The 25,936-nt window shown below is 60.8% G+C and carries 24 protein-coding genes and 1 pseudogene; 20 read left to right on the forward strand and 5 right to left on the reverse strand.

What is annotated here, in order from left to right; genetic code table 11:
* The first annotated feature begins 29 nt into the window (after nucleotides 1–29).
* Nucleotides 30–1,196: pseudogene (locus C1H69_RS10085) on the forward strand (IS701 family transposase).
* Nucleotides 1,197–1,777: 581 nt separating this feature from the next.
* On the opposite strand, the gene C1H69_RS23270 reads toward C1H69_RS10085, so the two are convergent.
* Nucleotides 1,778–2,005: a hypothetical protein gene (locus C1H69_RS23270; protein ID WP_133154967.1), complete on the reverse strand. Its 228-nt coding sequence runs from the start codon at nucleotides 2,003–2,005 to the stop codon at nucleotides 1,778–1,780.
* A gap of 693 nt (nucleotides 2,006–2,698) precedes the next feature.
* Between C1H69_RS23270 and C1H69_RS10100 the strand changes: the two genes are divergently transcribed.
* The 18 genes from C1H69_RS10100 to C1H69_RS10190 all read left to right on the forward strand — a co-directional run bounded on the left by C1H69_RS10100 (nucleotide 2,699) and on the right by C1H69_RS10190 (nucleotide 21,725).
* Nucleotides 2,699–3,058: an integrative conjugative element protein, RAQPRD family gene (locus tag C1H69_RS10100; protein WP_102653283.1), complete on the forward strand. Its 360-nt coding sequence runs from the start codon at nucleotides 2,699–2,701 to the stop codon at nucleotides 3,056–3,058.
* Complete coding sequence (locus C1H69_RS10105; RefSeq protein ID WP_102653284.1) at nucleotides 3,055–3,288, forward strand: TIGR03758 family integrating conjugative element protein; 234 nt, start codon at nucleotides 3,055–3,057, stop codon at nucleotides 3,286–3,288. Before C1H69_RS10100 ends, C1H69_RS10105 begins: the two co-directional genes overlap by 4 nt.
* Before the next feature lie 70 nt (nucleotides 3,289–3,358).
* Nucleotides 3,359–3,688, forward strand: a complete 330-nt coding sequence (locus tag C1H69_RS10110; protein ID WP_240609899.1) for a TIGR03745 family integrating conjugative element membrane protein — start codon at nucleotides 3,359–3,361, stop codon at nucleotides 3,686–3,688.
* Nucleotides 3,689–3,700: 12 nt separating this feature from the next.
* A complete protein-coding gene (locus tag C1H69_RS10115) occupies nucleotides 3,701–4,108 on the forward strand; it encodes a TIGR03750 family conjugal transfer protein (RefSeq protein ID WP_102653286.1) in 408 nt (135 codons plus the stop codon).
* Nucleotides 4,018–4,776, forward strand: a complete 759-nt coding sequence (locus tag C1H69_RS10120) for a PFL_4703 family integrating conjugative element protein (protein WP_479688539.1) — start codon at nucleotides 4,018–4,020, stop codon at nucleotides 4,774–4,776. The genes C1H69_RS10115 and C1H69_RS10120 overlap by 91 nt, the downstream gene beginning before the upstream one ends.
* Entirely contained in the window at nucleotides 4,773–5,684 is a 912-nt protein-coding gene (locus C1H69_RS10125; RefSeq protein ID WP_102653288.1) for a TIGR03749 family integrating conjugative element protein, read from the forward strand. The genes C1H69_RS10120 and C1H69_RS10125 overlap by 4 nt, the downstream gene beginning before the upstream one ends.
* Entirely contained in the window at nucleotides 5,674–7,101 is a 1,428-nt protein-coding gene (locus C1H69_RS10130; RefSeq protein WP_102653289.1) for a TIGR03752 family integrating conjugative element protein, read from the forward strand. The genes C1H69_RS10125 and C1H69_RS10130 overlap by 11 nt, the downstream gene beginning before the upstream one ends.
* Nucleotides 7,082–7,528, forward strand: coding sequence for a TIGR03751 family conjugal transfer lipoprotein (locus tag C1H69_RS10135; protein ID WP_102653290.1), 447 nt, complete (start codon nucleotides 7,082–7,084; stop codon nucleotides 7,526–7,528). Before C1H69_RS10130 ends, C1H69_RS10135 begins: the two co-directional genes overlap by 20 nt.
* Nucleotides 7,528–10,428 (forward strand): conjugative transfer ATPase, encoded by a 2,901-nt coding sequence (locus C1H69_RS10140; protein WP_102653291.1) that lies wholly within the window; start codon nucleotides 7,528–7,530, stop codon nucleotides 10,426–10,428. Before C1H69_RS10135 ends, C1H69_RS10140 begins: the two co-directional genes overlap by 1 nt.
* 17 nt (nucleotides 10,429–10,445) lie before the next feature.
* Nucleotides 10,446–11,192 (forward strand): DsbA family protein, encoded by a 747-nt coding sequence (locus tag C1H69_RS10145; protein ID WP_240609900.1) that lies wholly within the window; start codon nucleotides 10,446–10,448, stop codon nucleotides 11,190–11,192.
* A gap of 752 nt (nucleotides 11,193–11,944) precedes the next feature.
* Nucleotides 11,945–14,611: an AAA family ATPase gene (locus tag C1H69_RS10155; protein ID WP_102653294.1), complete on the forward strand. Its 2,667-nt coding sequence runs from the start codon at nucleotides 11,945–11,947 to the stop codon at nucleotides 14,609–14,611.
* 63 nt (nucleotides 14,612–14,674) lie between these two features.
* Nucleotides 14,675–15,601 carry an HNH endonuclease gene (locus C1H69_RS23810; RefSeq protein WP_205738453.1) on the forward strand — a complete coding sequence of 309 codons (927 nt, stop codon included), beginning with the start codon at nucleotides 14,675–14,677 and terminating at the stop codon, nucleotides 15,599–15,601.
* 68 nt (nucleotides 15,602–15,669) lie between these two features.
* On the forward strand, nucleotides 15,670–16,836 hold the full coding sequence (locus C1H69_RS10165) for a hypothetical protein (protein ID WP_102653295.1): 1,167 nt from the start codon (nucleotides 15,670–15,672) through the stop codon (nucleotides 16,834–16,836).
* A gap of 218 nt (nucleotides 16,837–17,054) precedes the next feature.
* Nucleotides 17,055–17,492, forward strand: coding sequence for a TIGR03757 family integrating conjugative element protein (locus C1H69_RS10170; protein ID WP_102653296.1), 438 nt, complete (start codon nucleotides 17,055–17,057; stop codon nucleotides 17,490–17,492).
* The gene (locus C1H69_RS10175; RefSeq protein WP_102653297.1) at nucleotides 17,489–18,436 is read left to right on the forward strand and encodes a TIGR03756 family integrating conjugative element protein; all 948 of its coding nucleotides are present in this window, start codon (nucleotides 17,489–17,491) and stop codon (nucleotides 18,434–18,436) included. The genes C1H69_RS10170 and C1H69_RS10175 overlap by 4 nt, the downstream gene beginning before the upstream one ends.
* Nucleotides 18,437–18,449: 13 nt before the next feature.
* Nucleotides 18,450–19,862 carry an integrating conjugative element protein gene (locus tag C1H69_RS10180; RefSeq protein WP_102653298.1) on the forward strand — a complete coding sequence of 471 codons (1,413 nt, stop codon included), beginning with the start codon at nucleotides 18,450–18,452 and terminating at the stop codon, nucleotides 19,860–19,862.
* Complete coding sequence (locus tag C1H69_RS10185) at nucleotides 19,859–20,203, forward strand: hypothetical protein (protein WP_102653299.1); 345 nt, start codon at nucleotides 19,859–19,861, stop codon at nucleotides 20,201–20,203. The genes C1H69_RS10180 and C1H69_RS10185 overlap by 4 nt, the downstream gene beginning before the upstream one ends.
* A 16-nt stretch (nucleotides 20,204–20,219) precedes the next feature.
* Entirely contained in the window at nucleotides 20,220–21,725 is a 1,506-nt protein-coding gene (locus tag C1H69_RS10190) for a conjugal transfer protein TraG N-terminal domain-containing protein (RefSeq protein WP_102653300.1), read from the forward strand.
* 29 nt (nucleotides 21,726–21,754) lie between these two features.
* On the opposite strand, the gene C1H69_RS10195 is transcribed toward C1H69_RS10190, so the two are convergent.
* The 3 genes from C1H69_RS10195 to C1H69_RS10205 are packed head-to-tail and all read right to left on the reverse strand — an operon-like array spanning nucleotide 21,755 to nucleotide 22,797.
* Nucleotides 21,755–22,138: a DUF3742 family protein gene (locus C1H69_RS10195; protein ID WP_205738454.1), complete on the reverse strand. Its 384-nt coding sequence runs from the start codon at nucleotides 22,136–22,138 to the stop codon at nucleotides 21,755–21,757.
* A 25-nt stretch (nucleotides 22,139–22,163) separates the two neighbouring features.
* Nucleotides 22,164–22,571, reverse strand: a complete 408-nt coding sequence (locus tag C1H69_RS10200) for a PIN domain-containing protein (protein WP_205738455.1) — start codon at nucleotides 22,569–22,571, stop codon at nucleotides 22,164–22,166.
* Nucleotides 22,564–22,797: an AbrB/MazE/SpoVT family DNA-binding domain-containing protein gene (locus tag C1H69_RS10205; RefSeq protein ID WP_102653303.1), complete on the reverse strand. Its 234-nt coding sequence runs from the start codon at nucleotides 22,795–22,797 to the stop codon at nucleotides 22,564–22,566. The genes C1H69_RS10200 and C1H69_RS10205 overlap by 8 nt, the downstream gene beginning before the upstream one ends.
* A gap of 219 nt (nucleotides 22,798–23,016) precedes the next feature.
* Between C1H69_RS10205 and mobH the strand changes: the two genes are divergently transcribed.
* Complete coding sequence (gene mobH, locus C1H69_RS10210; RefSeq protein ID WP_102653304.1) at nucleotides 23,017–24,825, forward strand: MobH family relaxase; 1,809 nt, start codon at nucleotides 23,017–23,019, stop codon at nucleotides 24,823–24,825.
* Nucleotides 24,826–25,182: 357 nt separating this feature from the next.
* On the opposite strand, the gene C1H69_RS10215 is transcribed toward mobH, so the two are convergent.
* Nucleotides 25,183–25,896 (reverse strand): helix-turn-helix transcriptional regulator, encoded by a 714-nt coding sequence (locus C1H69_RS10215; RefSeq protein WP_165789458.1) that lies wholly within the window; start codon nucleotides 25,894–25,896, stop codon nucleotides 25,183–25,185.
* Nucleotides 25,897–25,936: the final 40 nt, after the last annotated feature.

Consider the following 25,936-nt stretch of genomic DNA (forward strand, 5'->3'; position numbering starts at 1 on the left):
TTGAATCCTAACGTTTTCGTGGATGAGATATGCCGTCACTAGAAACCGCCATTGTCGACCGCTTCGATGACCTGGCCCAACGACTTGGACCGCTCTTTCCTCGCTCGGAAACCCGCGAGCGGGCCATGGGATATATCAAAGGATTGCTCAGCCGATGTGAGCGCAAGAATGGCTGGCAACTCGCCGAATGGTTGGGCGATGTGTCTCCTGATGGCGTCCAATACCTGCTGGATCGGGCGCGCTGGGATGCGGATGACGCGCGGGATAGGCTTCGCCAATGGGTCATCGAGTTGCTGGGCGATCCTGAGAGTGTGCTGGTGCTGGACGAGACCGGCTTCATCAAGAAAGGCCAGCACTCCGTCGGCGTACAGCGCCAGTACAGTGGCACGGCCGGGCGTGTCGAAAACAGCCAAATTGGGGTCTTTCTTCTCTACGCCAGTCCTGCTGGGCATGCGTTCCTGGATCGCGCCCTGTACGTGCCCAAGTCCTGGACCGAGGATCGCCATCGTTGCCGGCGTGCCGGGATTCCCGATGACGTCGAATTTGCCAGCAAACCGGAGCTTGCTCGTCGCATGCTGGAGCGTGCCCTGGATCACGGCACGCCGGCCTCCTGGGTAACAGGAGACAGCATCTACGGAGGCAATCGCCGCCTGCGCTTCTGGCTCGAGCAGCGATCGCAACCCTTTGTTCTGGAAGTGGCTTGCAATGAACCCTTGTGGTGGAAGAGCTTCCAGTACACCCGGGCTGATGAGAGCATGGCGGCCCTGCCTGATGATGCGTGGCAGACCTTGTCTGCCGGCGCTGGCAGCAAGGGAGAACGATGGTACGAGTGGGCGTTGACACCGTTGATGCGCCTCCAACTCAACGAGGAGGATCGTCGTTGGGGGCATTATCTGCTGATCCGACGCAGCCGCTCATAGCCGGACGAGCGGGCCTACTATGTGGTCTTTGCCCCGCGAGAGCAGGCATCGATTCATACCTTGGTGCGGGTTGCCGGTCAGCGTTGGAAAATCGAGCAAGGCTTCCAGATAGCCAAGGGGGAATGTGGGCTGGATGACTATGAAGTTCGGCGTTGGGGCAGTTGGCATCGCCATATCACCCTGGCGCTTCTGGCGCACGCTTTGCTGGTCGCCATGCGGCAGGCCATTCCGCAGGAAAAAAAACACCGTGACGCGTATCGCCTGGACCTTACCTGAACTCCGGCGATTGATGAATCGCTGGTTCATGCGGGGAAACCAGACTTTATCACACATGCTGCTCTGGTCGAACTGGCGACGACGGCATCAGTACCGCGCCTGGCAATGCCATTGTCGCCACCAGTACCTACGGATGATGAAGGCTCGATCACCATGATAACTACGGCTGTAGTACTAGGTACTGTTTCCAATACGTCGAGAAGGCACAAGCTGCGAGGCAGCTCACGCAAATAGAACGGATGAATGTTCTGCAGGCTCTCCGACTCCGGTGTCTCGATATATGGCATAGCATGAAAGCGTTGCTGAAAAAGGTCCAGAGGCTGCGTGCTCCTTGATACGTTCTCGGCGGCGCTCGTAGGATTACAGGCCATACAGCCTTTCCTGACTTCCCGGAGGTATGATGTAGATGAGCAATACCAGGTTCAGTTAAGGATGCCGGATAGGGATCACCCAAATTCCGATGCAGGAACACTGGATTACGTCCTCGGGATTTTGTGGGACGTGGTAGATGCTGAGACTAATGAAATTCTGAAGACCTTTCATGACCAGCGAGATGTCGATACTTATGCGCACATGCTCAACTACAGGTAGGGCGCCTCAAGCTCGCGGCGGAGCGGGCATTCAAGTTCCTCAAGCTCTTGCCGATAAAACGAGTTCACAGCTTTACTCCAGAAGGAAGGAATGATGAAGAAATCTGCTTTCGCGCTGTCGCTGGTGGCACTGTCTTTAACTGTGAGCTCTGCAGTCTCCGCCGATTCAAGCTCTATCGATGATGTGCTGGCCGGCGCACTTGCATGCACGGATTCCATTCTCGAGCAGTCGCGAGCAGAGCAAGAACAGCAGACGCGCGGCGAAATGCATCTCTATTCAGTCCCTTATGAGCACGCTATAGCAGTCCAGGTTGGAACCTCTTACTCACGAGACGCCAGGATCCAGTACATTCCTGTTATTGAAACTTCGTATCTGGATGGCACCACGCCAGGCTCTGCTTGGAGCGAGTGCATGCAGGCCCGGGGGCTCCCGACTCCCACTCTCCCCTCAGAATGATCGCCAGTGCTGCTGGCACCCCAGCAGCATCAGAAAATCTTTGAGAGACACGAAGCTGTGCTTCCGCATAGATGGCGATGCGCGGGCAGGAAGGATCCGCACTCTTAGCGCTTGATCCTATCCATGAACGTGGCAGCCACGCCGTGGCCGGTTACCGTGCAGGTGACAACCGACACTACGAGCGGGACAGTACGATCCTGACGTCCAGTAAGAGCTTCTCTACAGAAAAGCGTGAATATAGTACACGCCACGGCTCACGGATTTCGTCTGCGAGCCGTGTCGTGTAGTCCGATCTCGATAGACTGGAAAAGATCAACGAGAACTACGTCGCCAAGCGCTACCACGCCAGCAAAGCACTGCCGGTAAAGCGGAGGGCAGGCACTCCCCATTGTTTGCTGTATAGCTCCTAGTGACCCCGCACTATCGTGCCATTCGCCTCAACGGAGAGTGGCACGATGGCACGGTCTCATAGCTCGACGCTTGCATGGCAGCGGCTCCCGATCGCCCTGCTGCTGATCGCCAGCGTATCGCTCCTCCAACATGCTGCCGTTGCTGATGACGGTAACGAGCGAGAGCAGTTGACCGCCGTTATCCGTCAGCTCGACATGATCGAACGGCTCGTCGAAGTGGGCGTCGATCGCCCTCACGGCGAGCGTACCCGCTACCACTTCGACTACGCGCGCCTGCGCGCCGACCTGCAGCGCATCCGCACCGGCATCGACGACTACCTGACACCTCAACGGGCACAGCCCCGTGATCCAGCCATGCTGCTCGGCGACTATCGCCGCGAGAACGACATGGAGGTCGCGCCATGACCGCCGCCCAGTTGAGCGCCTTCCAGGCCAACGGCGGGTTTACGCCATCGACCGTCTCCGCCGCACTGATAGGCACCGTGCTCACGGCCCTGCTGCTGTGGGGGGCATGGGCCTTGCGCACGGCTTACGTCGGCTGGGCCGAACAGCGTATTTCCCAGCGTCAGTTCCTCGGTGTCGCGATGCGTTTCTTCGCGATGTATCTGGTGCTGACGTTTTTCCTGCTCTCGTGACCAACCAGGGCTCGCTATCATGAAACGCCTCCCTATCCCCTACCCACTCATGCATCCCCTAATGCGTCGCATGGCATTTGCCACACTGGCCGTCGTCGCATCGGCCCCGCCATCCCTAGTGCTGGCCCAGGGCCTGCCAACGCTGGAAGACCCCTCGCGCGGTACCGGCAGCGGCATCATGGAGACGCTGCGTAACTACGGTTACGACATCGTGATGCTGATCGCCTTGCTGATCGTCGCCTCGATGTTCGTCGGCGTCTGCTACCACGCCTATACCCGCTACTCGGAGATCCACACCGGACGCGCTACCTGGGGCCAGTTCGGCCTGTCCGTCGCGGTCGGCGCCGTGCTGTTGGTGGTGGGGATCTGGTTGCTCACCGAAGCCACCGGCGTCCTCTAGGGAGGCGGAGAGATGCTCGAGCGCCAGGACACCGACACCCTGCCGGATGGCACCGTGGCCTTCCTGCCCCATCGGCTGAACCGCCAGCCGGTGGTGGTACGCGGCCTGACTGCCGACGAGCTGTGGATCTGCGCCGGGTTGTCGGCGGTGGTCGGGTTGCTGCTGGGCATCCCGCTGGCCTGGCTGATATCGTCCATTGCCGTGGTCCCTACCCTCATCGTCGCGGCCGTCACCCTGGGCATCTTCGTTGGGGGTGGCCTGTTACGCCGCCACAAGCGCGGCCGCCCCAACACCTGGCTGTATCGCGAGCTGCAATGGCGGATCGCCCGGTGCTACCCAGCGCTGGTGCCGTTCGTCGGTGCCACCGCACTGGTAACCCGCTCAGGCGACTGGACCACACGCAGGAGTACGGCGTCGTGAGCCGGTTCAAGAACGAGGTGCTGCGTCTGGAGGCCCACATCAAGACGCTGCGTCTGGGCACGACCGCCCTGCTCTGCCTGGCACTGGTGCTGGGTGTCGGCTGGTGGAGCGCGCCGCGCGATTTGACCATCCATGTGCCACCGGACCTACGCTCCGGTAGCACGCGGTCGTGGTGGGAGGTGCCCCCCGAGAACGTGTATGCCTTCACGCTGTATATCTGGCAGCAGTTGCATCGCTGGCCGACGAACGGCGACGAGGATTACGCACGTAATATCCGCACCCTCGCCGCCTACCTGACCCCTGGCTGTCAGACCTTCCTGCGTCACGACTACGACCACCGCCGCGCCGCCGGCGAATTGCGTCAGCGGGTCCGTGGCATCTATGAGATTCCCGGACGCGGCTACGGTGACGATCCAGTCACCCGCGTGCGCGTGCTCTCCGAACACGACTGGCTCGTCACGCTCGACATGACCGCCGACGAGTATGTCGGCTCGGAACGGGTCAAGCGCGCCCTGGTCCGCTATCCGCTCAAGGTGGTGCGAATGGACGTCGATCCCGAGCGCAATCCGTACGGGCTGGCACTGGACTGCTACCGCGGTACGCCGCAACGCATCGCACCCTCCGAGCCGTCCACGACGGATGACGATGCGGGAGGCACGCTGCCATGAAACGTCTCATCACCCGCTCCGCTGTCTCCCTCGTCCTGTGTGCCTGCCTGGGCCTTATGTTGATGCCGATCGGCAGTGCCCACGCTATCGAGATCCTGCGCTGGGAGCGCATGCCCCTGGCCGTGCCGTTGGTGGTCGGCGAGGAGCGTGTGGTGTTCGTCGACCGCCATGTCCGCGTCGGCGTGCCCGCCTCACTGGACGATCGCCTGCGCGTGCAGAGCGCAGGCGGTGCCCTCTACCTGCGCGCCAGCGAGACCATCGAGCCCACCCGACTGCAGGTGCAGGACGTCGAGACCGGCGAGTTGATCCTGCTGGACATCGCCGCCGAGCCGGCCGATGGCAGCGAGCCACCGCTGGAGCCGGTGCGCATCGTCGAGGGCGAGGCCGCAGCCACGCGCTATGGCACCTCACCGTCGTCCCCACCCGTCGAGCCGGCAGCAGCCGAGCCCCCTCGGCGCGAAACGCCCCTTCCGGTGGTGCTGACGCGCTACGCGGCACAGAACCTGTACGCGCCACTGCGTACCGTGGAGCCCGTGCCCGGTATCACCCGCGTCAACCTACCACGCGATCTGGCCCTGGATAGCCTGCTGCCCAGCGTGCCGGTAAACGCCACGCCGCTGGCAGCCTGGCGGCTGGACGACCGATGGGTCACCGCCGTACGTCTCACCAACACGTCCAGCGGCTGGCTCGATCTGGATCCACGCGCGCTGCAAGGCGACATCATGACCGCGACCTTCCAGCATGCCGATCTCGGCCCGGCGGGCCGGCCGTCCGACACCACGGTGGTCTATCTGGTGACCCGTGGCCGTGGGCTGGCTGGATCGCTGTTGCCCACGATCAGCCCCATCGACGCCTCGATGAACCTGCCGCCAGTGACACCAACCAGGGGAGGCACCGATGAAGAGTAACGGCCTGCTCAAGTGGCTGATGATCCCGTTGGCGCTGCTGCTAGTGGTGGTCGTGGTGAGGCTGCTCTCCGGTAACGGCCCGGCGGACGATGCCACACCGATCGAGGCCGCGGGCCAACTCACGCCCGATGAAATGGAGGCCCTCGGCATCGAGGGTGATACCCCGCACGATACCGTCGCCACCCTGGTCGGCCAGGTCAGGCAGCTACGTGGTGAGTTGGAAAGCGCGCTCACCGACAACCAGGCACAGCAAGCCGAGAACGAGCGGCTGCGTCAGCGCGAAGGCGCCATCGACCAGCGCATCAACAGCGCCCTGGAGAGTGAACGCCGCCAGTTGCAACAGGACCGCGAGCGGCTAACCCGCGAACGGCAGCAGAGCGAGACACTGCTGCAGGATCTGCAACGCCGCCTGGACGGTCTCGGCGACGCGGATGAGCAGGCCGACCTGCCCATCGGCCTGGGCCTGCAGGAAGGCGACGGTGTGGAGTTCGGCGACGATGACGTGCGCTGGGTCGAGCCTGACGATGCCAGATCGGCCGAGGACGACGAGGCCTCCGGCGGCTTCGACTTCCCAACCGCCTTCGGTCCGGCCCGGACGTCCCTGGAAACGACCGCCGGACAGGTAACCGATAGCGCCGCCGAGGCGGTGGGCAGCTCGACAGCGCAGGCGGTCTATACCGTGCCGTCGAACTCGACGCTGATGGGCTCCATCGCGATGACCGCTCTGATTGGTCGGGTACCGGTCGACGGCACGGTCAATGACCCTTACCCGTTCAAGGTCCTGATCGGCCCGGACAACCTCACCGCCAACGGTATCGAGATCCCCGACGTCGCTGGCGCAGTGGTCAGCGGCACCGCCTCGGGCGACTGGACGCTCTCCTGCGTACGCGGGCAGATCAGGAGCGTCACCTTCGTGTTCCAGGACGGCACCCTCCGCACGGTGCCCGAGGACGGCGAACGCAGCGGCAGCCGCCAGCAGAGCGGCGACAACCTCCAGGATGGTCTGGGCTGGATCAGCGATCCGCACGGTATCCCCTGCGTCAGCGGCGAGCGCCGCAGCAACGCCCAGCAGTACCTCGGGACCCAGGCCCTGATCACCGCCGCCGGTGCCGGCGCGGCGTCCTTGATCGACGCCGACAGCGGCCGGGCGTCCTACGTCGGCAGCGACGGCGCCATCGGCACCGTGGGTATCAGTGGCAATGAAGCCGTGGGCCGCATCCTCGCTGGCGGCGTTGAAGACATGTCGCAGTGGGTCAACCGGCTCTACGGCGAAGCCTTCGCCGCCGTCTATGTCGAACCGGGCGCCCGGGTTGCCGTGCATATCGAGGAGACACTGGCCATCGACTACGACACCGAGGCACGCCGGGTCAATCACACCCTCAGCACGGGAGCTCCCCATGCATTGGACCTCGATTGAACGTACCCCCCTGGTGCTGGCCATCGGGTTGGCGATCCTGGCGTTGGCGGGCTGCACGACCAGCAAGGAGCAACTGCTGAGCCATGGCGACCAGACCATGCTCGATATCTGGCAGGCCGAGACCGGCGGCGGCGTTCAGGGCGACCAGGCCTCGCACCAGTTGCTCGATACCCGACAGTCGCTACGCCGCCCCCTCACCGATACCGAGGTAGAAGCAGCGCCCACGATACAGGCGACCTACACCCGCACGGCGGCGAACGAGATCCACCGGCAGTTCCCTCGCCTGCCGAATCCCGATCTCGTCATGTACGTGTTTCCCCATCTGGCCGGCAGCGACCCGGTGCCGGTGCCCGGCTACAGCACGGTCTTTCCGCTGTACCAGCGCGTGCAGTACGCGATGCCCGGCGAGCGCGTGGAGGATGACTGATGGCTTGGTCGCTGCCGTGGTCACGCAAGGCGGATGCCTCTCCCACTGAGAGTGCCGACACCGCTCCCGACGCCTGGGAACGCCATGTGGCCGATCTGCGCGACCATGGCATTGCCGAGCCCGGTGCCGCGCGCCACGCGAAGGCCAAGCCAGCCACGCGGGCCGATGAACAGGCACTCTACGACGTCGCGCCGTCGTTCGTCGATCTGCTGCCCTGGGTGGAATACCTGCCCGAGACCCGCTGCATGCTCCTGGAAGACGGTCGGTCGGTGGCGGCCTTCTTCGAGCTTACCCCCATCGGCACCGAAGGCCGTGAGGCCGGCTGGCTGGCCCAGGCACGCGACGCATTGGAAAACGCCTTGCAGGACAGCCTCGACGAGTGGGACGACCACCCCTGGGTGGTACAGCTCTATGCCCAGGACGACGCCAGTTTCGACGACTACCTGCAAACCTTGCGTAATTACCTGCAACCGCGCGCCCAAGGCAGCGCATTCAGTGATTTCTATCTGTGCTTTTTCGAGCACCATCTACGCGCCATCGCCAAGCCGGGTGGGCTGTTCGAGGACCGCACGGTCACCCGTCTACCCTGGCGTGGCCAGTCGCGGCGGATACGGATGGTGGTCTATCGCCGGGCCAGAGCGACGACGACGCGCCGTGGCCAGTCGCCCGAGCAAGCGTTGGCTACCATTTGCGACCGCCTTGTCGGCGGCCTGACCAATGCCGGCATCCGGGCCCAGCGCCTGGACGCGGCGGGCATCCATGCCTGGCTGCTGCGCTGGTTCAACCCGCAGCCGACGTGCCTCGGTCCCGCGCCGGAGGACCGCGAACGCTTCTACCGGCTGGCCGCCTACCCACCGGAGACCGAGCCGGGCGAGATCGAACTGGCCAGCGGCACCGACTTCTCGCAGCGGCTGTTCTTCGGCCAGCCACACTCGGATGCCGAGCAAGGCCTCTGGTATTTCGATGGCCTGCCGCATCGGGTGATCGTCACGGACCGGCTGCGCAGCCCTCCGACCATCGGCCACCTGACCGGCGAGACGCGCAAGGGAGGCGATGCGATCAACGCGCTGTTCGATCAGATGCCGGAAGACACGGTGATGTGCCTGACCCTGGTCGCCATGCCCCAGGACGTGCTGGAGGCGCACCTCAACCACCTGGGCAGGAAGTCGGTGGGCGACACCCTGGACTCCGAGCAAACGCGACAGGACGTGCAGCAGGCACGCGGACTGATCGGCAGTGCGCACAAGCTCTATCGCGGCGCGCTGGCGTTCTACCTGCGCGGGCACGATCTCGACCAACTCGATGCCCGTGGCGTGCAGCTCGCCAACGTCATGCTCAACGCCGGGCTGCAGCCGGTGCGGGAAGACGACGAAGTGGCACCGCTGAACAGCTATCTGCGCTGGTTGCCATGTCTGTTCGACCCGGCCAAGGACCGCCGCCAGTGGTACACCCAACTGATGTTCGCCCAGCACGCCGCCCACCTGGCCCCGGTCTGGGGCCGCACTCAGGGCACTGGCCGCCCGGCTATCACCTTCTTCAATCGCGGCGGTGCGCCCATCAGTTTCGATCCGCTCAACCGCCTCGATCGCCAGATGAACGCGCATCTGTTCCTGTTCGGACCGACCGGCTCGGGCAAGTCGGCCACACTCAACAATATCCTCAACCAGGTCGTGGCGATCTACCGCCCCCGGTTGTTCATCGTCGAGGCCGGCAACAGCTTCGGCCTGTTCGGCGAGTTCGCCCAGCGCCTGGGCCTGACCGTGCACCGAGTCACGCTCGCCCCCGGCGCCGGGGTCAGCCTGGCACCCTTTGCCGACGCACGCCGCCTGGTCGACACCCCCGGCCAGGTGCACACGCTGGATGCCGATGACCTCGACGACCCCACTCCCCTCGACAACCAGCAGGAGAGCACCGCTTCCAGCGCGGATGCCGACGAGCAGCGCGACGTGCTGGGCGAGCTGGAGATTACTGCCCGACTGATGATCACCGGCGGAGAAGACAAGGAAGAGACACGGATGACCCGTGCCGACCGCAGCCTGATCCGCCAGTGCATCCTCGATGCGGCGCGTCAGTGTACGCAGCACGAACGCACCGTGCTGACCCGCGACGTGCGCGAGGCGCTGCGCGAGCGTGGACGGGATGCGAGTTTACCGGAAACACGCCGCACGCGGTTGCTGGAGATGGCCGACGCCATGGACATGTTCTGCCAGGGCGTCGACGGCGTGATGTTCGACCGACCCGGCACACCGTGGCCGGAGGCCGACATCACCCTCGTGGACTTGGCCACCTTTGCCCGCGAGGGCTACAACGCGCAACTCTCGATCGCCTATATCTCGCTGATCAACACGGTCAACAACATCGCCGAGCGCGACCAGTTCCTGGGGCGGCCGATCATCAACGTCACCGATGAAGGCCACATCATCACCAAGAACCCGCTGCTCGCGCCCTACGTGGTCAAGGTCACCAAGATGTGGCGCAAGCTGGGCGCCTGGTTCTGGCTGGCGACACAGAACCTCGACGATCTGCCCAAGGCCGCCGAGCCGATGCTCAATATGATCGAGTGGTGGATCTGCCTGTCGATGCCGCCCGACGAGGTGGAGAAGATCGCGCGCTTCCGCGAACTCAACGCCTCACAGAAAGCCTTGATGCTCTCGGCACGCAAGGAGACCGGGAAGTTCTCGGAGGGCGTGGTGCTATCCAAGACCATGGAGCTGCTGTTCCGCGCCGTGCCACCGAGCCTGTACCTGGCGCTGGCCATGACCGAGCCCGAGGAGAAAGCCGAGCGCTACCGACTGATGCGCCAGCACGGTATCGGCGAACTGGACGCGGCATTCAAGATGGCCGAGGAGATCGACCGCGCACGCGGGATCGAGCCTTTGCCGCTCGATCTGCCAGGGTAAGCCCAAGGAGATGATGCATGGCGACTCCCCGAGCGGTATGGCAATCCTGGCGCTGCCTAGCACTACCAATGGCGGTGACCATGGTGCTGGCCATGTTCATGCTGCTCGCCTGGACAGGGACGATGCTCAATAGCGGAGCGCGGCCGGCGAGTGAAGTGGAAAACGATCATTCGCCGAGGCCGCCGTGGCGCTATGGCAACGCGGAGGCTCGTTTCACCGTGATCGCATACGCCGACCTGGAGTGTCCACACTGTCAGACCTATACGCCGATGCTGATGGGCTGGATCGACCAACACCCCGGCGTCGACCTGCAATGGCATCACCTGCCGCTAGCAATGCACGAGCCGGCAGCGACCCAACACGCCCGGCTGGCCGAGTGTGTTGGGGAAACCGAGGGTCACGCAGGATTCTGGCGCGCTGTCGTCTGGCTCTACCGCCACACTCGGGGCGACGGCCAGGGGCTGCCGTCGGGCGTCGAGTATCCCGGTATGGATGATGCACTGCGTGCCTGCCTGGACAGCTCCCGGCCAGACGCCATCATCCACACTCAACGCGACGCCGCTCAGCGCGACGGCATCACGGCGACGCCGACCTTGCGCCTGGTGGATCAACAGACCGACCACACACTGACCCTGCTCGGTCCGGTCGAGGGCGATGCGCTGCTGTCGGCCTTGGACCTACTGACGGACCCGCCGCAAGACGACACGGCATCGACACCCGAAATGCCTGCCGACACTATCGGCGACATGCCCAGGCAGCCATGACCTTCAAGGCTGCGACGCGGCTTGCCCGCGTTGATCATTCCCGTTCGCACCGCATCCCACGCGCGAACGTCCATCGCTAAGCCGTGGTGGATGCCCATCGCCCGTTATCGAGCACTCTTGTCGTCACCACCCAATCGTCAAAAATTCTTATAACACATTGTTTATAAAAAATTATCCGTAATCAACATGAGTGATTCCGTCGCTTTTACCGTCAACCGCGCAAAGCTTTTACTGGCGCGGGAGATGGAGCAATTTACGGCGCGATAACTCTTGCAACACGATTGTCAATCAACATACAAGATACATGAAGCTGAAGACTCTGTTCTCTCCCGGTGCCCTGCTGCTACCTATGCTGACCTCACGAGTTTCTCCACAGCGCTGGCTTACCGCTCCCAAAGCATTGATGACCCCATCCATGACGAAATCGAGCGCTATTCCATAGCCTGCGTTGACGGTCGCAGTGTCGAAACCGAGTCGTTGCAGGGTCGAGAGGCACTGTTCCACAGTCTCAAACGCCCAGTCCGCAGGCCCTACTATTATAGGATACCTCTTCATCCAGGCCCGAACTGAGGGGGTTGAGCTGGGCTAGAGTGCCTCGGTGTCGACCGCTTCAATGCGGAGCACGACAGCGAGACCGGCCTCGCCTTTTGGCCGGGGACGCCCGAATCCTTAACGTATTAGCTGCGGACGCCACCATAGTAACTTGTCGTTACGGTAAGCTAGACGCAAAGCCGCCAATAAATGGAGGGGGTATGGCGTCTGCTAGACAGGATTTCGAGCGTTTTGTGCGATGGCTTTATCAGCCGAACAAACAAGTTCCGATTGATGTACGCCGCCTAGCCACTCTTGCACTGGCCAATTTCGATGGGCTGGCAGGAACCTCACGGCAGCGTAATCAGCGATCCATCTATCTCGTCGGTCTGATTCGTCGAGAGCTAGTGCACACAGCTGACGCTGCACCAGCCGTCGCGGCTGACGCTGATGCTGGTGCATGGCCGTGGGCGCGGCTTCGGCATTTGACGCTCGGTCCATTCCGAGGCTTCCGGGCACCCGAGCCGTTCGACCTCACAAAGCAGGTCATCCTCTTCTATGGCCCCAATGGCAGCGGCAAGACCAGTCTGTGCGAAGGGCTGGAATACGCTCTCCTGGGCGATGTCGAAGAAGCAGGAATCAAGCGCATCGCAGCCCGGACTTATCTCACTAATGTCCACGATAGACGATTCGATGCACCAATACTGAAAGCGACCGATCACCATGGTCGGGAAGTCGATGTTGTTGCCAATCCCGATACTTACCGCTTCTGTTTCATCGAAAAGAACCGCATAGACGCCTTTTCTAGAATCGCCGCACGCCCTAACGCCCAGCGTGCTGAACTGATTGCCACTCTATTCGGCATGGACCAGTTCAATGAGTTCGTGAGCCATTTCAATGAGAGCATCGATGGGCAGCTCACCCTACTCGGTGAACGACAGGCCACTTTGACTCTGCGCCGGAATGCATTAGCTGCTGATCGAGCAACGGTTGACGGAGAACCGGCATCCGAGCAAGTCTTGGCCGAAGAGGAAGCTTCTCTGGCGCAGGCATACGCAGCCGGGACAACGTATGAGGCCCTCAAACAGCTGATCGGCACCGCCGAAGCCCCAGGCCACCTTCAAGAGCTTGAAGCTATTCTGGAGGAGGTACCGCCCAATGTAGTCGGTGTGACGCGTCAAGGGTTTCTAGATGCCTTTGAGAAGGCGTATCAATGCGGTGAGGAGCTCGACGCTATCGTCGCGACGCTCCAAGCCAAGAGCGACCAAGTCTCTTTCAAGGCACTGTATGACTCCGTTCTCGCGCTACAGGAGGTAGTGGGAGAACGCTGCCCTGCATGCGACACCCCAATGAACGGCACGATTCACGTGGCGACAAATCCATACGAGAAGGCGACCGAAGGACTGAGGCAGCTTGAAGAGCTTGGCCTACTTCAGGAACAGCAGCGGACCGCGCAGGCCAGACTTGAGCAAGCGTCACGCGAGTTGCGTCAGATGCTCGGTCCCGTTGCAACGTTCATCGGCGCTCAGAACGAAGAAGGTACACCGATAAGCTGGTATCTTCTGCAGCTTCCAGACGAACCAACTGGGCGTTGGTGGTCAGACATTTACCCCCAAGCGCCGGAAGTTCAAGCAGGGATGCCATCGCTCGAACAAATCCTGACTCTGGTGGATCGCATTGCAGTCCAAGACGATGCCTCACAACGCGCACAGCAGGACCGGCAGCCGCATATCGCCGAGCGCCGGCGGCTTAGCGAGTTCCAGCTTAGAGTGCAGGCACAGGATCTGAAGCGGCAGCAGTTGCAGGAGAGCATTGTGGTCGCGAACAACCGTATCAAGGCATTCGACGAAACGAATGCAGGATTGATTGCCCAAGCGGACCAGGAAAAGTGCGACATAGAGCGCGACACCCCGTTCAAGGCCACGTATGACCGATTCCTCGAAGAGCTGAGGTCTTACAGGGACCAGCTCCCTAGTCAGTTGATGGCGGGACTCAATGAAGCTGCCATGGATATTTACAACGCATTCAATCGCAACGATCGAGATGAGGACAAGCTGTCCGCACTGCATCTTCCACTAGGCGGTGACGGGAAGATTGAGATCTGTTTTCGCGGCAATCCAGGTGCTCGGGTCGATGCACTTCACGTACTTAGCGAAGGGCACATTCGCTGCCTTGGGTTGGCAATCCTAATGGCCAAGGCGAAGAGCATAGAATGCCCTATCATCGTCTTCGACGACGCCATCAATGCGATCGACCACGACCATCGAGGCGGCATCCGTGAAACGGTCTTTGAGAGCGAACACTTCGCGCAAACCCAGTTAATCGTCACCTGCCACAGCAATGAGTTCATCAAGGACATCCAGCAACATCTTCCTGCCCAGCGACGTAATGGATGCCAAGTCTATCTGTTCCGCCATCATGACGGCAATTACCAGCCCAGAGTGACGGGCAACACCCCTAGTGCGAACTACATTGTAAAAGCCAGGGCCGCACGGGAGGCCCTAAATGATAGAGAGGCCCTTGCTGCGTCACGTCAAGCCTTGGAAATGCTGTCCGAGAAGGTATGGCGTTGGCTCGGCAGCCACAATCAAGGTGTCTTGAATCTGATGCTCGCAGGCGTCGGTGCCGGGCCCGCGTTAAGGAATCTTTGTGAAGCGCTGGTTAAGAAGTTGAGGGAGGCACAGACCTTTGACCACGCCAACAAGGTACCGCTCCTAGCTGCTTATGGCCGCATTCTGGGCATTCCGGTTAACAACCTGGTGTGGACCTACCTCAACAAGGGCACGCACGAAGAAGCCGGGCGTGATGATTTTGATGGTGAGCTGGTCGAATCGGTCGTCCAAACGCTAGAAGACCTTGATCGCCTTGATCTCCGGCCCGAGCGATAGAGATCCAGCCCTACCCGGCACAGCCGGGTGAGCGGCGCAGCGCCCGACTATGGAAGAAGCCGAATGAATACGGATAACGAAAAGAAGTTTGAGCTTGATGAACCTGCAGCACGGAGCCACACCCCTCCAGGCTGGCCCATTCAGACGATTGAAATCACTCCAAGTGGCAAGGCACCCAAGAAGTACGGCCCGACGACCTATCGATTTGGCGCTTCACTGACGCTGAGCGTCATCCTCCCTCGAAGAGACTGGACGCTCGTAAAGGAGACCAAAAACTACGCCTATATGACACCTCCCCCCGGTCAGTCATCGCCACCATTTTTCATTACTATTGCCCTCCCTCCTGCAGAGGAGTGTCTTGCGCTTGCTCGCAGAAGCTACGCACGAGGCCATTCATGGGTAGGGCAATTGGGAGAATGGCCAGCCTGGTACCTCCATGAGCGTAATACTGACATGCAGGAGATGTGGTGCGATCCGAAAACTGGACAAATGGCATCACGCCTTCACAAGCACCCACCTAAGTCTAGCCTCACCATTGGTGAACGGGGCGCATGGGAAACGACCGTTACAGGCGTCGCGGGCGAGTTTGTTATCGGAGTGCTGCCCCCGTCCCTCGTACGTGAGCCCGCATCTAACACCGCTCCACAAGCGCTGGCGCTCATTGAAGGGGCATTGAAAACGGTCGAGTTGACGCTCTACGAGAGAAACGCTGAAGCACGCAAGCTTTGCATTGCGCACTATGGGGCAACGTGCCAAGCGTGCGGCTTGGTCTATGAAGATAAGTACGGCCCAATAGGCGCGGATCTCATTCATGTCCACCATGTCACTCCACTGTCGGCGATAGGAGAGGCTTACCAAGTAGACCCGATACGAGATCTGGTACCTCTTTGCGCGACATGCCATCACGTCGTACATAGAAAAAGCCCACCATACTCCGTTGCTGAAATACGGGCTGCGATAGCAGCGCAATCCGCTCTCAGTCTTGAATGACCTGGGGTAGGGTCTAGACCTCACTGGCCAGACCATACAGATATTTGTTGAAACCAACAGAGACCGTTATGAACTCGACACCAACAATCGCGCCTGAAAAATCCGAGGTAGCCGCAAGAGCTAACCAATCCAGCGAGAGAGTATTGCAATACATAGAGGTCGATGACGCCGGCGATCCGACAGGGCGCAGAGCATCCTTTGTTGGCGTTGAGTTTCAGGGCCTTCAATACTCCGATCTCATCGACCAAAAGCTCGGCACTAAAGTCGCCATTCCCCTAAACTGGAAGAATGCCCGCGTTATTGAGAGCACTATCGACGGCATATCTGTCGAGACGATAGCCTCTGGGAACACCAAGCTAGAGAGCATCTATTCGTCTAGGACAATCGGTCTGGTGAAGGATGGTTGGCTTCCATCTGGACTGGCCTTGCAGGAAAACATGGTCGTCATGCCGGATCGCTGCACCATCAGCGAATTGGCCGGGCGCTTTCGTAACGGCGCAAAAACGGACGATGCAGACAAGGACTTTCTTGACTTGTTCGCGGATCACCGCGTTCGCATCAATCCGCTTCTCTATGCCCTGGAAGGAAACCTAAGGGCAAATCCTTCCCCTGAGACCGTCGAGCAGCAGTTTGATGAGGTGTGCGCCAAAATCAGTGCTGCCTTACCTATGGCGGAATTGGCCCCTTCTGGAAAAGGCGGGCTGCAAGGTGTCGTGGGCATCATTAACGACACACAAGCCGGCATGGCACTCAAGCAGGACTTCTTGATCCGCCTTGCCCCTAAGCTCCGCGCACCGGTGAGCGCACGCCGGCTCCAGCAGTTCTGGGACGAAGTGCTGACGACGGCTGATGAATGCTCCGTGCCGAGGCGTTCGCTCGTGGTCCTTGCCGCTCTCAGCGCTGTATGCGTTCCGAATGGGAAAAGCCCAGGGAAGGCACTTCTGAAGCTGAACGAAGCTAACTACTCGGCGGAGCTTGCGTATAACGCGCTCGCTGACCTCCGCTCCCTGGAGGTCCTAATGCAGCTGTTCGCGCTACTCCCGAACGAAAAGATTTTGCTATGCACGGGCGATAAGGATTTGGCTCTCTTTTGGGCCGGCATCAGAGCATCGGATTTCATTTGGAACAACAATCATTTTGAGTGCAAGTTCTATCCCGTCGAAGCCCTTCTCCCCAATGTCACGGCTGAGCGCAAGGCGTCCTACTTTGGGACGGGCGGCGGCACCGACGACTGAGGCAACTATAGCTTTGCCAGTGCTTCCGACGATAGCGCCAGACCTACTCAGTTAATGCGATAGCTCACCCCTGCTAAGCCTCTCCACGCAGGCATTAGCACTTTGGACTCTCCCCCTCCCGCCAGCAATCCGGTGCCCTTCGTTGTCGCATTCATGATCGCTCTATCGCCACGGGTCGGTTCGACTACCACCGTATCCGACCGATCCGGTGGCGCGACATGCTCAACCTCCTATCCCACAGTGTTTTCCCCTGGGCACGATGGCTACGCGTCGGCGTGTGCGCGGTGCTGCTGGCTACAACGACGGTCGCGGCCGCCGAGACCTGGGTCGTCACCGACCGGCATCATTCGGTGTCAGGAACGCCTGATCGGCTGATCGAGCTGGACGCGCCAGCGCGCATTGAGGCCGAGTTGTCCGACCGGCTGCCCAACGATCCGGAGCAGGCTGCGGCGCTCGTCCAACAGCGCCTGGATCGGAACGATTCCGTGCTCCAGCAGCGTTTGTCGCTCGCTTATCAGGACGTCGCCGATGCTCAGCGCCTGGGCATCACCCAGGTCCCCGCGGTCGTCGTCGACCAGCGCTATGTGGTTTATGGCGAGCACGACCTTGCACGTGCGGTGGCCCGTATCAAGCAGTATCGCGAGACGCCGCCATGAAGCCCCGTATCACGCGTCTTCGTCGTCTGCGCAGGGGGCTGACGGCCGCACTGCTGGGCGCCGCGACCTCCGCCGCTGCCCTGGATACCGCCACGCTTACCGCCTCAGCGTTGTCGCCGGACTGCCTCTCCTATCGCGTGACGGGCGTCTGCTACTGGCTCTATTGCAGCGCTTTCGGTTGCTCGGTACGTGCCTCGGTCAAGGTACAGCACTACGTGCCCGATGCCGTGGTAGCGAGCTACGCCAACACCGGGGAGAACCCGTGGGTGGAGATGCGCCCGATGAGCCAGCCCATCCCAAGCGCGCAGGCTGGCGGCGACGGCACCACAAGCGAAGTCCACGAGAACGACCTGGCGAAGTTCAAGAACGCCGATGTCATCGGCCACCCAACAGGGTCGGTGTTCAACGACTTCGCCGCCGACTTCGGTCCCGCCTGTCAGGGGGCCGGCATCGCTTTTATGCCCTATCTGCTCAGCATCCTCGACACGCTGGCCTGGCGCCACAACCTGCCGGAAACCGTCTATCCCGAGGCGCTAACGCCCGGCATGCGCGAGATCGGCACACGCGACGGCCTCGACCTGTGGGGCAGTGTCTACCCCCGTGGGGGCTTCCTGCATCAGACGGACGACCACAAAGCCGCCGCGGTCGTCGCTCAACGCGCCGGCGATATCGTCACGCGCGAGGGTCAGCCGCATGTCTATCAGCCCCTGCTTGCCGAATCCCGCGACGGCTACTGGCCGGCGGAGGCGCTAATAGAGAGCGACGCCTCGACGGGCAAGTGGCAGGAGCTGACGCCTCACCTGTCGAGCACCTGCATGACCTTCCCGCATGACAATCCCCGGGCGCAGGCCCAACGGGGCGACTACGCCTGGGCCTTGTGGCGGCCCTACGAATGCTGTCAGCGGCGCGGCCAGGTGTTCCTGGGCAGCGTTGATATCGACTAAGCGGAGCACTGGCATGAAGCGCCTGGGACACCCCCCTGCCCTATCCACCCTGCACCGTTGCTGTGGCGTCCTTCTGGCGTGCGGTCTGGCGCTCGCCAGCGGGCCCACACTGGAGGCGCAGACCCGCGACGACTACGGCGTCCACCAGAGCGGCAGCGTTATCGGTGACGAGGTGCTCTACAGCATCGGCGGTGGCCGGGCGGTGTCGATGGGCCCCGTGGGGCCGATGCGCAGTCTCGGGGCCGGCATGGGCTGGAACAGCAACCTGATCTGCGGCGACATGAGCCTGACTACCACGCTGAAGAATCAGCTCAACGGCGTGACCGACGGCTTCCAGTCGATCATGAGCGACGTGATCCAGAACGCCACCAGTGCGGTGGCGTCGCTGCCGGCACTGATCATCCAGCGCGCCGACCCGGGTCTGTACAACCTGCTGACCAACGGCATTCTGCAGGCGCGGCTGGATTTCGACCGCTCGAAGATGACCTGTCGCGCCATCGCCGAGCGAATGGCCGACACGGCGGGCGGTCAGACGGGGTGGAACCAGCTCGCCGAGGGCATGACGCTGACCCAGGCCGTTGCCAGTACCGACGCGGTGTCGGCCATCGAACAGGCCGAGACGAATCGCGGCAACGACGGCGTGCCGTGGGTGGGGGGCGACAACGCCGGCGGCGCCGGGCAGCGCCCGGTGCGAATCGTCGGCGACGTCACCCGTGCCGGCTACAACCTGCTCAACGACCGCGACGTCACCGACACCAGCGCGATCGACCCGGGCACCTGCGACGGTAATCTGAGTTGCCAGACCTGGGACTCGCCCGACGCCGTCGAGGCCTGGGCGATTCGCGTGCTCGGCGAACGCGAGCAGCGTACCTGCGAGGCCTGCACCAAGACCGAGACCACACCGGGCGTGGGCCTCACACCGCTGATCCAGGAGGAGTACGAGCAAACGCTGGACGCCCTTCGGGAGCTGATCGCCGGCAGCCAGCCCACCACCTTCGACAATCTCCAGGCGGCCAGCAGCGCCTCGCTGCCGATCACCCGTGGCGTCATCGAAGCACTACGCGACGAACCGGACCAGGAGGTACTCGCCCGCCGTCTGGCCTCCGAGGTCGCCTTGTCCAGCGTGCTGGAGAAGGCACTGCTGCTGCAACGCACGCTGTTGACCGGCATCAAGGAACCCAATATCGCCGCCAATCAGCTGGCTCAGCAGGCCGTTACCCAAGAGAGCGACATCCTCGATCGTGAGATCCACAACCTCAAGACCGAGATGGAGCTGCGCCGCGAGTTGGCCAACAACTCGCCGATGGCGATCATCCAGCGCCACGGCGCACGTGCCGCCGGGTCGCGTGGTATCTATGACGGCGACCCCACCCGTGATCGTCTCGAGGAGATCCAGCGGCTGCCGGAGGCCGGGAGCGAGCCATGAACCTCGGCGTATTGCGTAGTGCACTCACCCACCGCCTAGCGATGATCTTGCTGTGGACCGGGTTGGTCGTGCTGGCGGCGATAGCGGTCAATCTGGTGGGGATTCGCGTCGTCGGCGATGCGCAGGACTGGCGCCTTTGGCTCGACCGCCATGCCGGCGTGTTCCTGGTCTGGCGGCTGTGCCTCTACGGTGTGACCGCCTGGGGCTGGTGGTGGATGCGACAGCGCCTGCGTCGGCGTGACGGGTCCCCCGAGACCCATGCGCGCCTGATGCGTACCGAGGTCGCTGCGGTGCTGGCCATCGTGCTGCTGGAAGGCAGTGTGCTGCTGCCAGCGCCGTAGCCGGAGGCGAATCGCAATGACGCTCTATACCACGGACTACCTGGAGTACTACCTGACCCTGGTAGGCTGGATCATCAACAATGGTCTGTGGGCAACGCTGGTGGCCAGCGGCGTCTTCGCGCTGCCGTTCCTCGCCATCGTCGTGCAGGAGTGGCTCAAGGCGCGCGCCGAAGGCGCCGACGAGGGCAACAAGGGAGTGCTCTCCGCCGCGCGGATCGAGAATCGGGTGTGGGTTGCGATCGTGGTCATCCTGTTCGCCGGCGTGCCCTTCATCGACGTGGATCTGTCCAGCCTCGAATTCGACCCGTCGCGCTCGAGCCAGTGCCAGGTGAGTGTACCCCAGCCCTCGGAGACCGGCTGGGAGCGCTCCTTCACCATCCTCAACGACCAGAGTGCCAAGGTGCCGGTGTGGTGGTTCTTCATGCACGCCATCTCCAAGGCATTGACCGGAGCCACCGTGGCCGCGATCCCCTGCGGCACCGACCTGCGTCAGATACGTATGGAGATCGACAGCACGCGCATCGACGATCCGATGCTGGCCCAGGAGGTCGCCGACTTCACCCACGACTGCTATGGCCCGGCCCGCGCCAAGCTGTTCATGAGCCGGCCGGCACTCTCCGACGAGCAGAGGAATGACGTGGCCTGGATCGGCTCGAATGTTTTTGTCACTACCACTGGCTACTACGACACCTACCGCTCGAGTACGCCGCGCACCGCCTGGCCCTACGATGACACCCGCGACGCGGGCCTGGCCCAGGTGGACAGCGGCGGTGGCTACCCGACCTGCCGGCAGTGGTGGTCGGATGATGGCGATGGCCTACGTGACCGCCTGCTGGCCCAGGTCGATCCGAGTCTATTGTCACGCCTGGGGAACTGGGCGGGGTTTCTGTCGCAGACCGAGATCGATAACTCGGTGATCCGTGCCATTGCCTCGCCCCGGCAGCAGACCATGAACCAGGGCCAGGTCTACACCGATTACGGCGGCCAGATCGACAAGACGCTGCCCAACGTCATTACCCGCGGCGCCTCGGATATTGGCTTGACCGTGGGCTCGCTGAGCTTCTTTCCGGCAATGGACGTGGTGCGCCAGGCGCTGCCGATCGTGCTGTCGTTTCTCAAGATGGCGCTGGTGATCTGCCTCCCGCTGGTGCTATTGATCGGCACCTACGATCTGAAGTCGGTGGTGACGGCAAGCTGCGTACAGTTCGCGCTGTTCTTCGTCGACTTCTGGTTCCAGCTCGCCCGCTGGATCGACAGTACCATCCTCGATGCGCTCTATGGCTGGCACTCGCCACACTCGAACTTCAATCCGCTGATGGGCTTGAACAACGCCTTCGGGGACATGTTGCTGAACTTCGTGATGGCGACGATGTTTATCTTGTTGCCCACATTTTGGGTTGGGACTCTTGCTTGGGCCGGACTGCGTACTGGCGGTGTTCTTCAAGGGTTGTCAGAAGGAACGAAATCTGCCGGGCAAGCCGGTTCTAAGGGGCCAGGAATGGTGTCCAACAAGCTCAGATGAGACATGGCAACCATTTGTGGCCTCAAGGATCAATCGTCGTCGAAGCGTGGATCAGCAAAACGTGGATCAGGGGTATCGTCGTAGTTGATGGGATCATAGCCGGGATTCTGCTTGTACTCGGCTTGTTCACCAATGGCCCACTCTTCCGCTTCGACGCCTGCGTCGCGAACACTCCAAGCCACAACGACAACAAATAGAAGCAGCAAAGCCAACCAGAACGCGGCGTATAGCAGCCCACCCAGCAGCACGAGTTTGACGAGCCACAGCAATGCCTTGGCACCACCGGTAGGCACACCATGCGCCACCAGCCAGCGTTCCGCCTGGCGGTCACGCAGCACGAGCCAGCGCCAGCCATGCCCTGCACGTCGGCCCAGCCGATGAGTCCATGTGTTTGGTTGCGTTGTCATCGTCATGCTCCCGCTCGCTCGGCGAGGCCCGTTACCTCGCGAATGGATTTCGCAGCGTCAGGCTATCCTCGATGATCAGTCCGTGATGCATGTCTTCTGTAAACAGTACCTGACAGCCTTCGATCGAGGCGGTCGCCACGATGCAGGCGTCGTAGAATGATAGGCGATGTCGCTCGGCAAGCTGACGAGCACGGTCGTGCATCTCGACCGTCAACGGCACGACCTTGCAGAAGCTGCGCACCAGGTCGAGAAACTGTCCGATCTCGTCCCAGGCCATCCCCAGCTTGCGCACGCATACGTTCGTGACCTCGTTGAGCACCTGAACGCTGATGATTGGCTTGCGCTTGAGCAGGGCCTCGGCGGCGTCGGCCTTGGCGACATCCTCCGACAGCAGATAGAGCACCACGTTGCTGTCGATGAATACCTTGATTTTAGTCACGCGCATTGGCCTCGTCGCGGCTGAACGTGAAGTCCGCCGGCAACTTGCCCCGGAACGCCCGCAACCGCGCAAGCCTGTCCTCGACGCCCGGTTTCTTGCGCACCGCGAAGGTCCTCGGATCGTCGATCACAATCTCGATGTCATCCCCCTCGCGCAGCTCCAGCGCTTCGACCAGGCGCGCCGGCAGGCGCACCGCCAGGCTGTTACCCCACTTCGCTACTTGCATGGCATCACCTCTTGGATACACATCTTAATTGTATATCCATGCTTACTGAAATCAAGCCCAGAATCCGCACGGCTCCTTCCCTCATTGTGGCTAGACACCATGGACACAAAAAGGACAGAAAAGAGGAAACGCCAAGGGAATAGGACCAAGGGGAAAGGCCCTACCCCAAAAGGCGAAAAGACAAAAGGCTCCGCTGACAACCTCACGACAGGGTTCGCCATGTTCCCGCTGTTCCAGCTCAAAACGGCACCACCGGCCAGGGGCTCCCGGCTCGAGGCTACACCCAACGGGCTGACACGGCCCGAATCCGCCGCGTTACTGCTGGCCACGCCTCGTCGGCAACGATTGCTGGAACACATCTGGCAGCGCACATCGCTCTCGCGCAAGCAGTTCGCAATGCTCTACCACGCGCCACTGGAACGCTACGCAGAGTTGGTCCAACAGTTCCCCGCCTCCGAAAGCCATCACCATGCGTATCCCGGCGGCATGCTGGACCACGGCCTGGAAATCGTCGCCTATGCCCTCAAGCTGCGGCAGTCACACCTGCTCCCTGTGGGCGCAGCGCCGGAAACGCAGGCGGCTCAAGCCGAGGCCTGGACCGCTGGTATCGCCTACGCCGCCCTGCTCCACGACATCGGCAAGATCGCCGTGGACCTGCATGTCGAGTACGCGGATGGCGCTATCTGGCACCCCTGGCACGGCCCGCTGCTACAGCCGTACCGCTTCCGCTATCGCAAAGACCGTCAGTACCGGCTGCATGGTGCCGCCACCGGGTTGCTCTATACCGATGTGCTCGATCGCGAGATCCTCGACTGGCTCAGTGACTATCCTGCGCTATGGTCAGCACTGCTCTATGTCTTGGCCGGTCAATACGAGCACGCTGGCGTGTTGGGCGAACTGGTCGTGCAGGCCGACCAAGCGTCGGTGGCTCAGGCACTCGGCGGCGACCCTAGCAAGGCCCTGACCGCGCCCAAGCACGCGCTGCAACGTAAACTCCTGGACGGTCTGCGCTACCTGCTCAGGGAAACGTTCAAGCTGAACCAGCCCGAGGCGTCGGACGGTTGGCTGACCCAAGATGCACTCTGGTTGGTGAGCAAGACCGTCTCGGACAAACTGCGCGCGCACTTGCTGTCACAGGGCATCGAGGGCATCCCCAGCAGCAATACGGCAGTGTTCGATGTGCTCCAGGATCACAGCATCGCTCAGGCGACCCCGGACGGCAAGGCTATCTGGCGAGCCACCGTCACCAGCCCCGGCGGCTGGTCCAATACCTTCACCTTTCTCAAACTGGCGCCATCGCTGGTTTGGGCGTCGATGGAACGGCCAGAGCCATTCACCGGCACGGTCGAGGTTGAACAGGAGCCCAGCAAAGCGTCCCAGGCAGCACCGGCAAGCGATTCAAAGATGGCCGACGCCACACCGACCAGGGACACGGAGCCATCCACACAGCCCGCCTCTGACGCCGGGGATAGCGTGGACGACCTGCTTGATCTGCTGGGCATGCCAGCGACCGCCCCAACTGAACCAATAGCCACCAACACCACAAGCCTTGAGGTGCCCCCCAATCACCAGGACGATCCGCCTGACGCTTCGCACGTTACGTGCTCGATACCTACGACACTAGAGACTGCCGCCACCGCCAAGCCATCAGGCCAGCACTTCCTCGAGTGGCTGCGACAAGGCATCCAGACCCGCAAGCTCATCATCAACGACGCCAAGGCATTGGTGCATACCATCGCGGACACCGTCTACCTGGTCAGTCCAGGCGTGTTTCAGCGTTATGCGCAGGAGCATCCGCAGATCGCACCGCTTGCCAAGCAGCAACAGGTGCAGGACTGGCAATGGGTGCAGAAGCAATTCGAGCGGCTACATCTACACCGCAAGCAACCCAACGGACTCAACATCTGGACGTGCGAAGTCACGGGGCCAAGAAAGTCGCGGCAGCTGCATGGGTACCTGCTCCGCGAGCCCACGGGATTGTTTGAGGAACCACCGATCAATAATCCATATCTTACGGTGAAGAAATAAACAAGCGTCTCCTTGATTCGCGAGACCCTCAAGACCCTCTCTAGGTAAAACTTAGTTAAACGAACCCACCTGTACTTTAGGCCAGTAAACAACGCAGCCAAATGTGATATATTAAAGTTATCGATAAACATACAACATATGGTGACATAAAGCTATAGAGATCATGAGCGGCTTCAATGAAAATTTTCTATCACTCAGGTTATTCCATCTTACAAGCTGGACAGACTAGCACTAAGCCACTGTTTTATTCATTTAATAGATTGGCCAATAAAAATTCCTCATCAATATCGCCATTCTTTATACTTGACAGAGGAAAACAATCACTTATAAACATCAGCATAATACTTATTTCGTAAGTTATTTCACCCTTGCAGGTATAAGATTCATTGACATAGATTTAGCTATTAACTGTTTGGCATTCACAACGTTCAGCTTTTTGGCCATGCTATTCATATGAAACTTTACTGTCCTCTCCGTAATTCCCATTATAATGGCAGCTTCCCCGTATGTTTTCCCTTGTGACACCCAGTAAAGACACTCCTCTTCTCTTCCACTGAAACATATACTGCAGCTCATCATTCCATCCAAAGAAAGGTAATGGTGAGCCATTATAGAAAGCAACCTTAACGCATATAAATTATCTTTTATTCTGCTTTCGAATTTTGCATCATTTAACTCTGCTGCAACATGAATTGACCCAAACCCACTCCCCGGATCATGTATAGGTATTGAATAACCTTTTTCAATTCCATAATCATGAGCAAGGTCGAAGATATTAGAATCTTTTTCTGTTTCACCCGAGAGCTTGCTCCAGTAAAACGGAAGCGAAGTCCTCGATGACTCAATAATTACCGGATCTTTTCGATAAAACCTTTCCTTTTTATAAATATCAACCCAGTTTATATCATAGTTTCCAAAAATATAGACATCACTTGCTTGGCTAGGGGATATAGGAAAGTAAACGTACGAATACCTTTCCACCCCACAGGAAAAAAGCATATCTTCAATGCATGATTCAAACTCATCTTTCGACGCTATTTCTTTTATCCTATCCTCAACAATATTTAACATACCCCCCCTATACCACATCCATTAAACCATACCCTTAGGC

Origin of the sequence: Billgrantia endophytica, from assembly GCF_002879615.1 — a bacterium.
Classification (GTDB): domain Bacteria; phylum Pseudomonadota; class Gammaproteobacteria; order Pseudomonadales; family Halomonadaceae; genus Halomonas; species Halomonas endophytica.

Excerpts from the sequence above, each read along its gene's own strand:
- C1H69_RS10205 (WP_102653303.1), bottom strand. The coding sequence starts at position 22,797 with ATGCAAGTAGCGAAGTGGGGTAACAGCCTGGCGGTGCGCCTGCCGGCG.
- C1H69_RS10170 (WP_102653296.1), top strand. The coding sequence starts at position 17,055 with ATGCTCAACCTCCTATCCCACAGTGTTTTCCCCTGGGCACGATGGCTA.
- C1H69_RS10125 (WP_102653288.1), top strand. The coding sequence starts at position 4,773 with ATGAAACGTCTCATCACCCGCTCCGCTGTCTCCCTCGTCCTGTGTGCC.
- C1H69_RS10140 (WP_102653291.1), top strand. The coding sequence starts at position 7,528 with ATGGCTTGGTCGCTGCCGTGGTCACGCAAGGCGGATGCCTCTCCCACT.
- C1H69_RS10185 (WP_102653299.1), top strand. The coding sequence starts at position 19,859 with ATGAACCTCGGCGTATTGCGTAGTGCACTCACCCACCGCCTAGCGATG.
- C1H69_RS10100 (WP_102653283.1), top strand. The coding sequence starts at position 2,699 with ATGGCACGGTCTCATAGCTCGACGCTTGCATGGCAGCGGCTCCCGATC.
- C1H69_RS10130 (WP_102653289.1), top strand. The coding sequence starts at position 5,674 with ATGAAGAGTAACGGCCTGCTCAAGTGGCTGATGATCCCGTTGGCGCTG.
- mobH (WP_102653304.1), top strand. The coding sequence starts at position 23,017 with ATGTTCCCGCTGTTCCAGCTCAAAACGGCACCACCGGCCAGGGGCTCC.
- C1H69_RS10195 (WP_205738454.1), bottom strand. The coding sequence starts at position 22,138 with ATGACGATGACAACGCAACCAAACACATGGACTCATCGGCTGGGCCGA.
- C1H69_RS10190 (WP_102653300.1), top strand. The coding sequence starts at position 20,220 with ATGACGCTCTATACCACGGACTACCTGGAGTACTACCTGACCCTGGTA.
- C1H69_RS23270 (WP_133154967.1), bottom strand. The coding sequence starts at position 2,005 with ATGGAATCCGTGCATGCAAGTGCGCCGGCCAGCACATCATCGATAGAG.
- C1H69_RS23810 (WP_205738453.1), top strand. The coding sequence starts at position 14,675 with ATGAATACGGATAACGAAAAGAAGTTTGAGCTTGATGAACCTGCAGCA.
- C1H69_RS10135 (WP_102653290.1), top strand. The coding sequence starts at position 7,082 with ATGCATTGGACCTCGATTGAACGTACCCCCCTGGTGCTGGCCATCGGG.
- C1H69_RS10165 (WP_102653295.1), top strand. The coding sequence starts at position 15,670 with ATGAACTCGACACCAACAATCGCGCCTGAAAAATCCGAGGTAGCCGCA.
- C1H69_RS10145 (WP_240609900.1), top strand. The coding sequence starts at position 10,446 with ATGGCGACTCCCCGAGCGGTATGGCAATCCTGGCGCTGCCTAGCACTA.
- C1H69_RS10110 (WP_240609899.1), top strand. The coding sequence starts at position 3,359 with ATGGCATTTGCCACACTGGCCGTCGTCGCATCGGCCCCGCCATCCCTA.
- C1H69_RS10115 (WP_102653286.1), top strand. The coding sequence starts at position 3,701 with ATGCTCGAGCGCCAGGACACCGACACCCTGCCGGATGGCACCGTGGCC.
- C1H69_RS10215 (WP_165789458.1), bottom strand. The coding sequence starts at position 25,896 with ATGTTAAATATTGTTGAGGATAGGATAAAAGAAATAGCGTCGAAAGAT.
- C1H69_RS10180 (WP_102653298.1), top strand. The coding sequence starts at position 18,450 with ATGAAGCGCCTGGGACACCCCCCTGCCCTATCCACCCTGCACCGTTGC.
- C1H69_RS10105 (WP_102653284.1), top strand. The coding sequence starts at position 3,055 with ATGACCGCCGCCCAGTTGAGCGCCTTCCAGGCCAACGGCGGGTTTACG.
- C1H69_RS10175 (WP_102653297.1), top strand. The coding sequence starts at position 17,489 with ATGAAGCCCCGTATCACGCGTCTTCGTCGTCTGCGCAGGGGGCTGACG.
- C1H69_RS10155 (WP_102653294.1), top strand. The coding sequence starts at position 11,945 with ATGGCGTCTGCTAGACAGGATTTCGAGCGTTTTGTGCGATGGCTTTAT.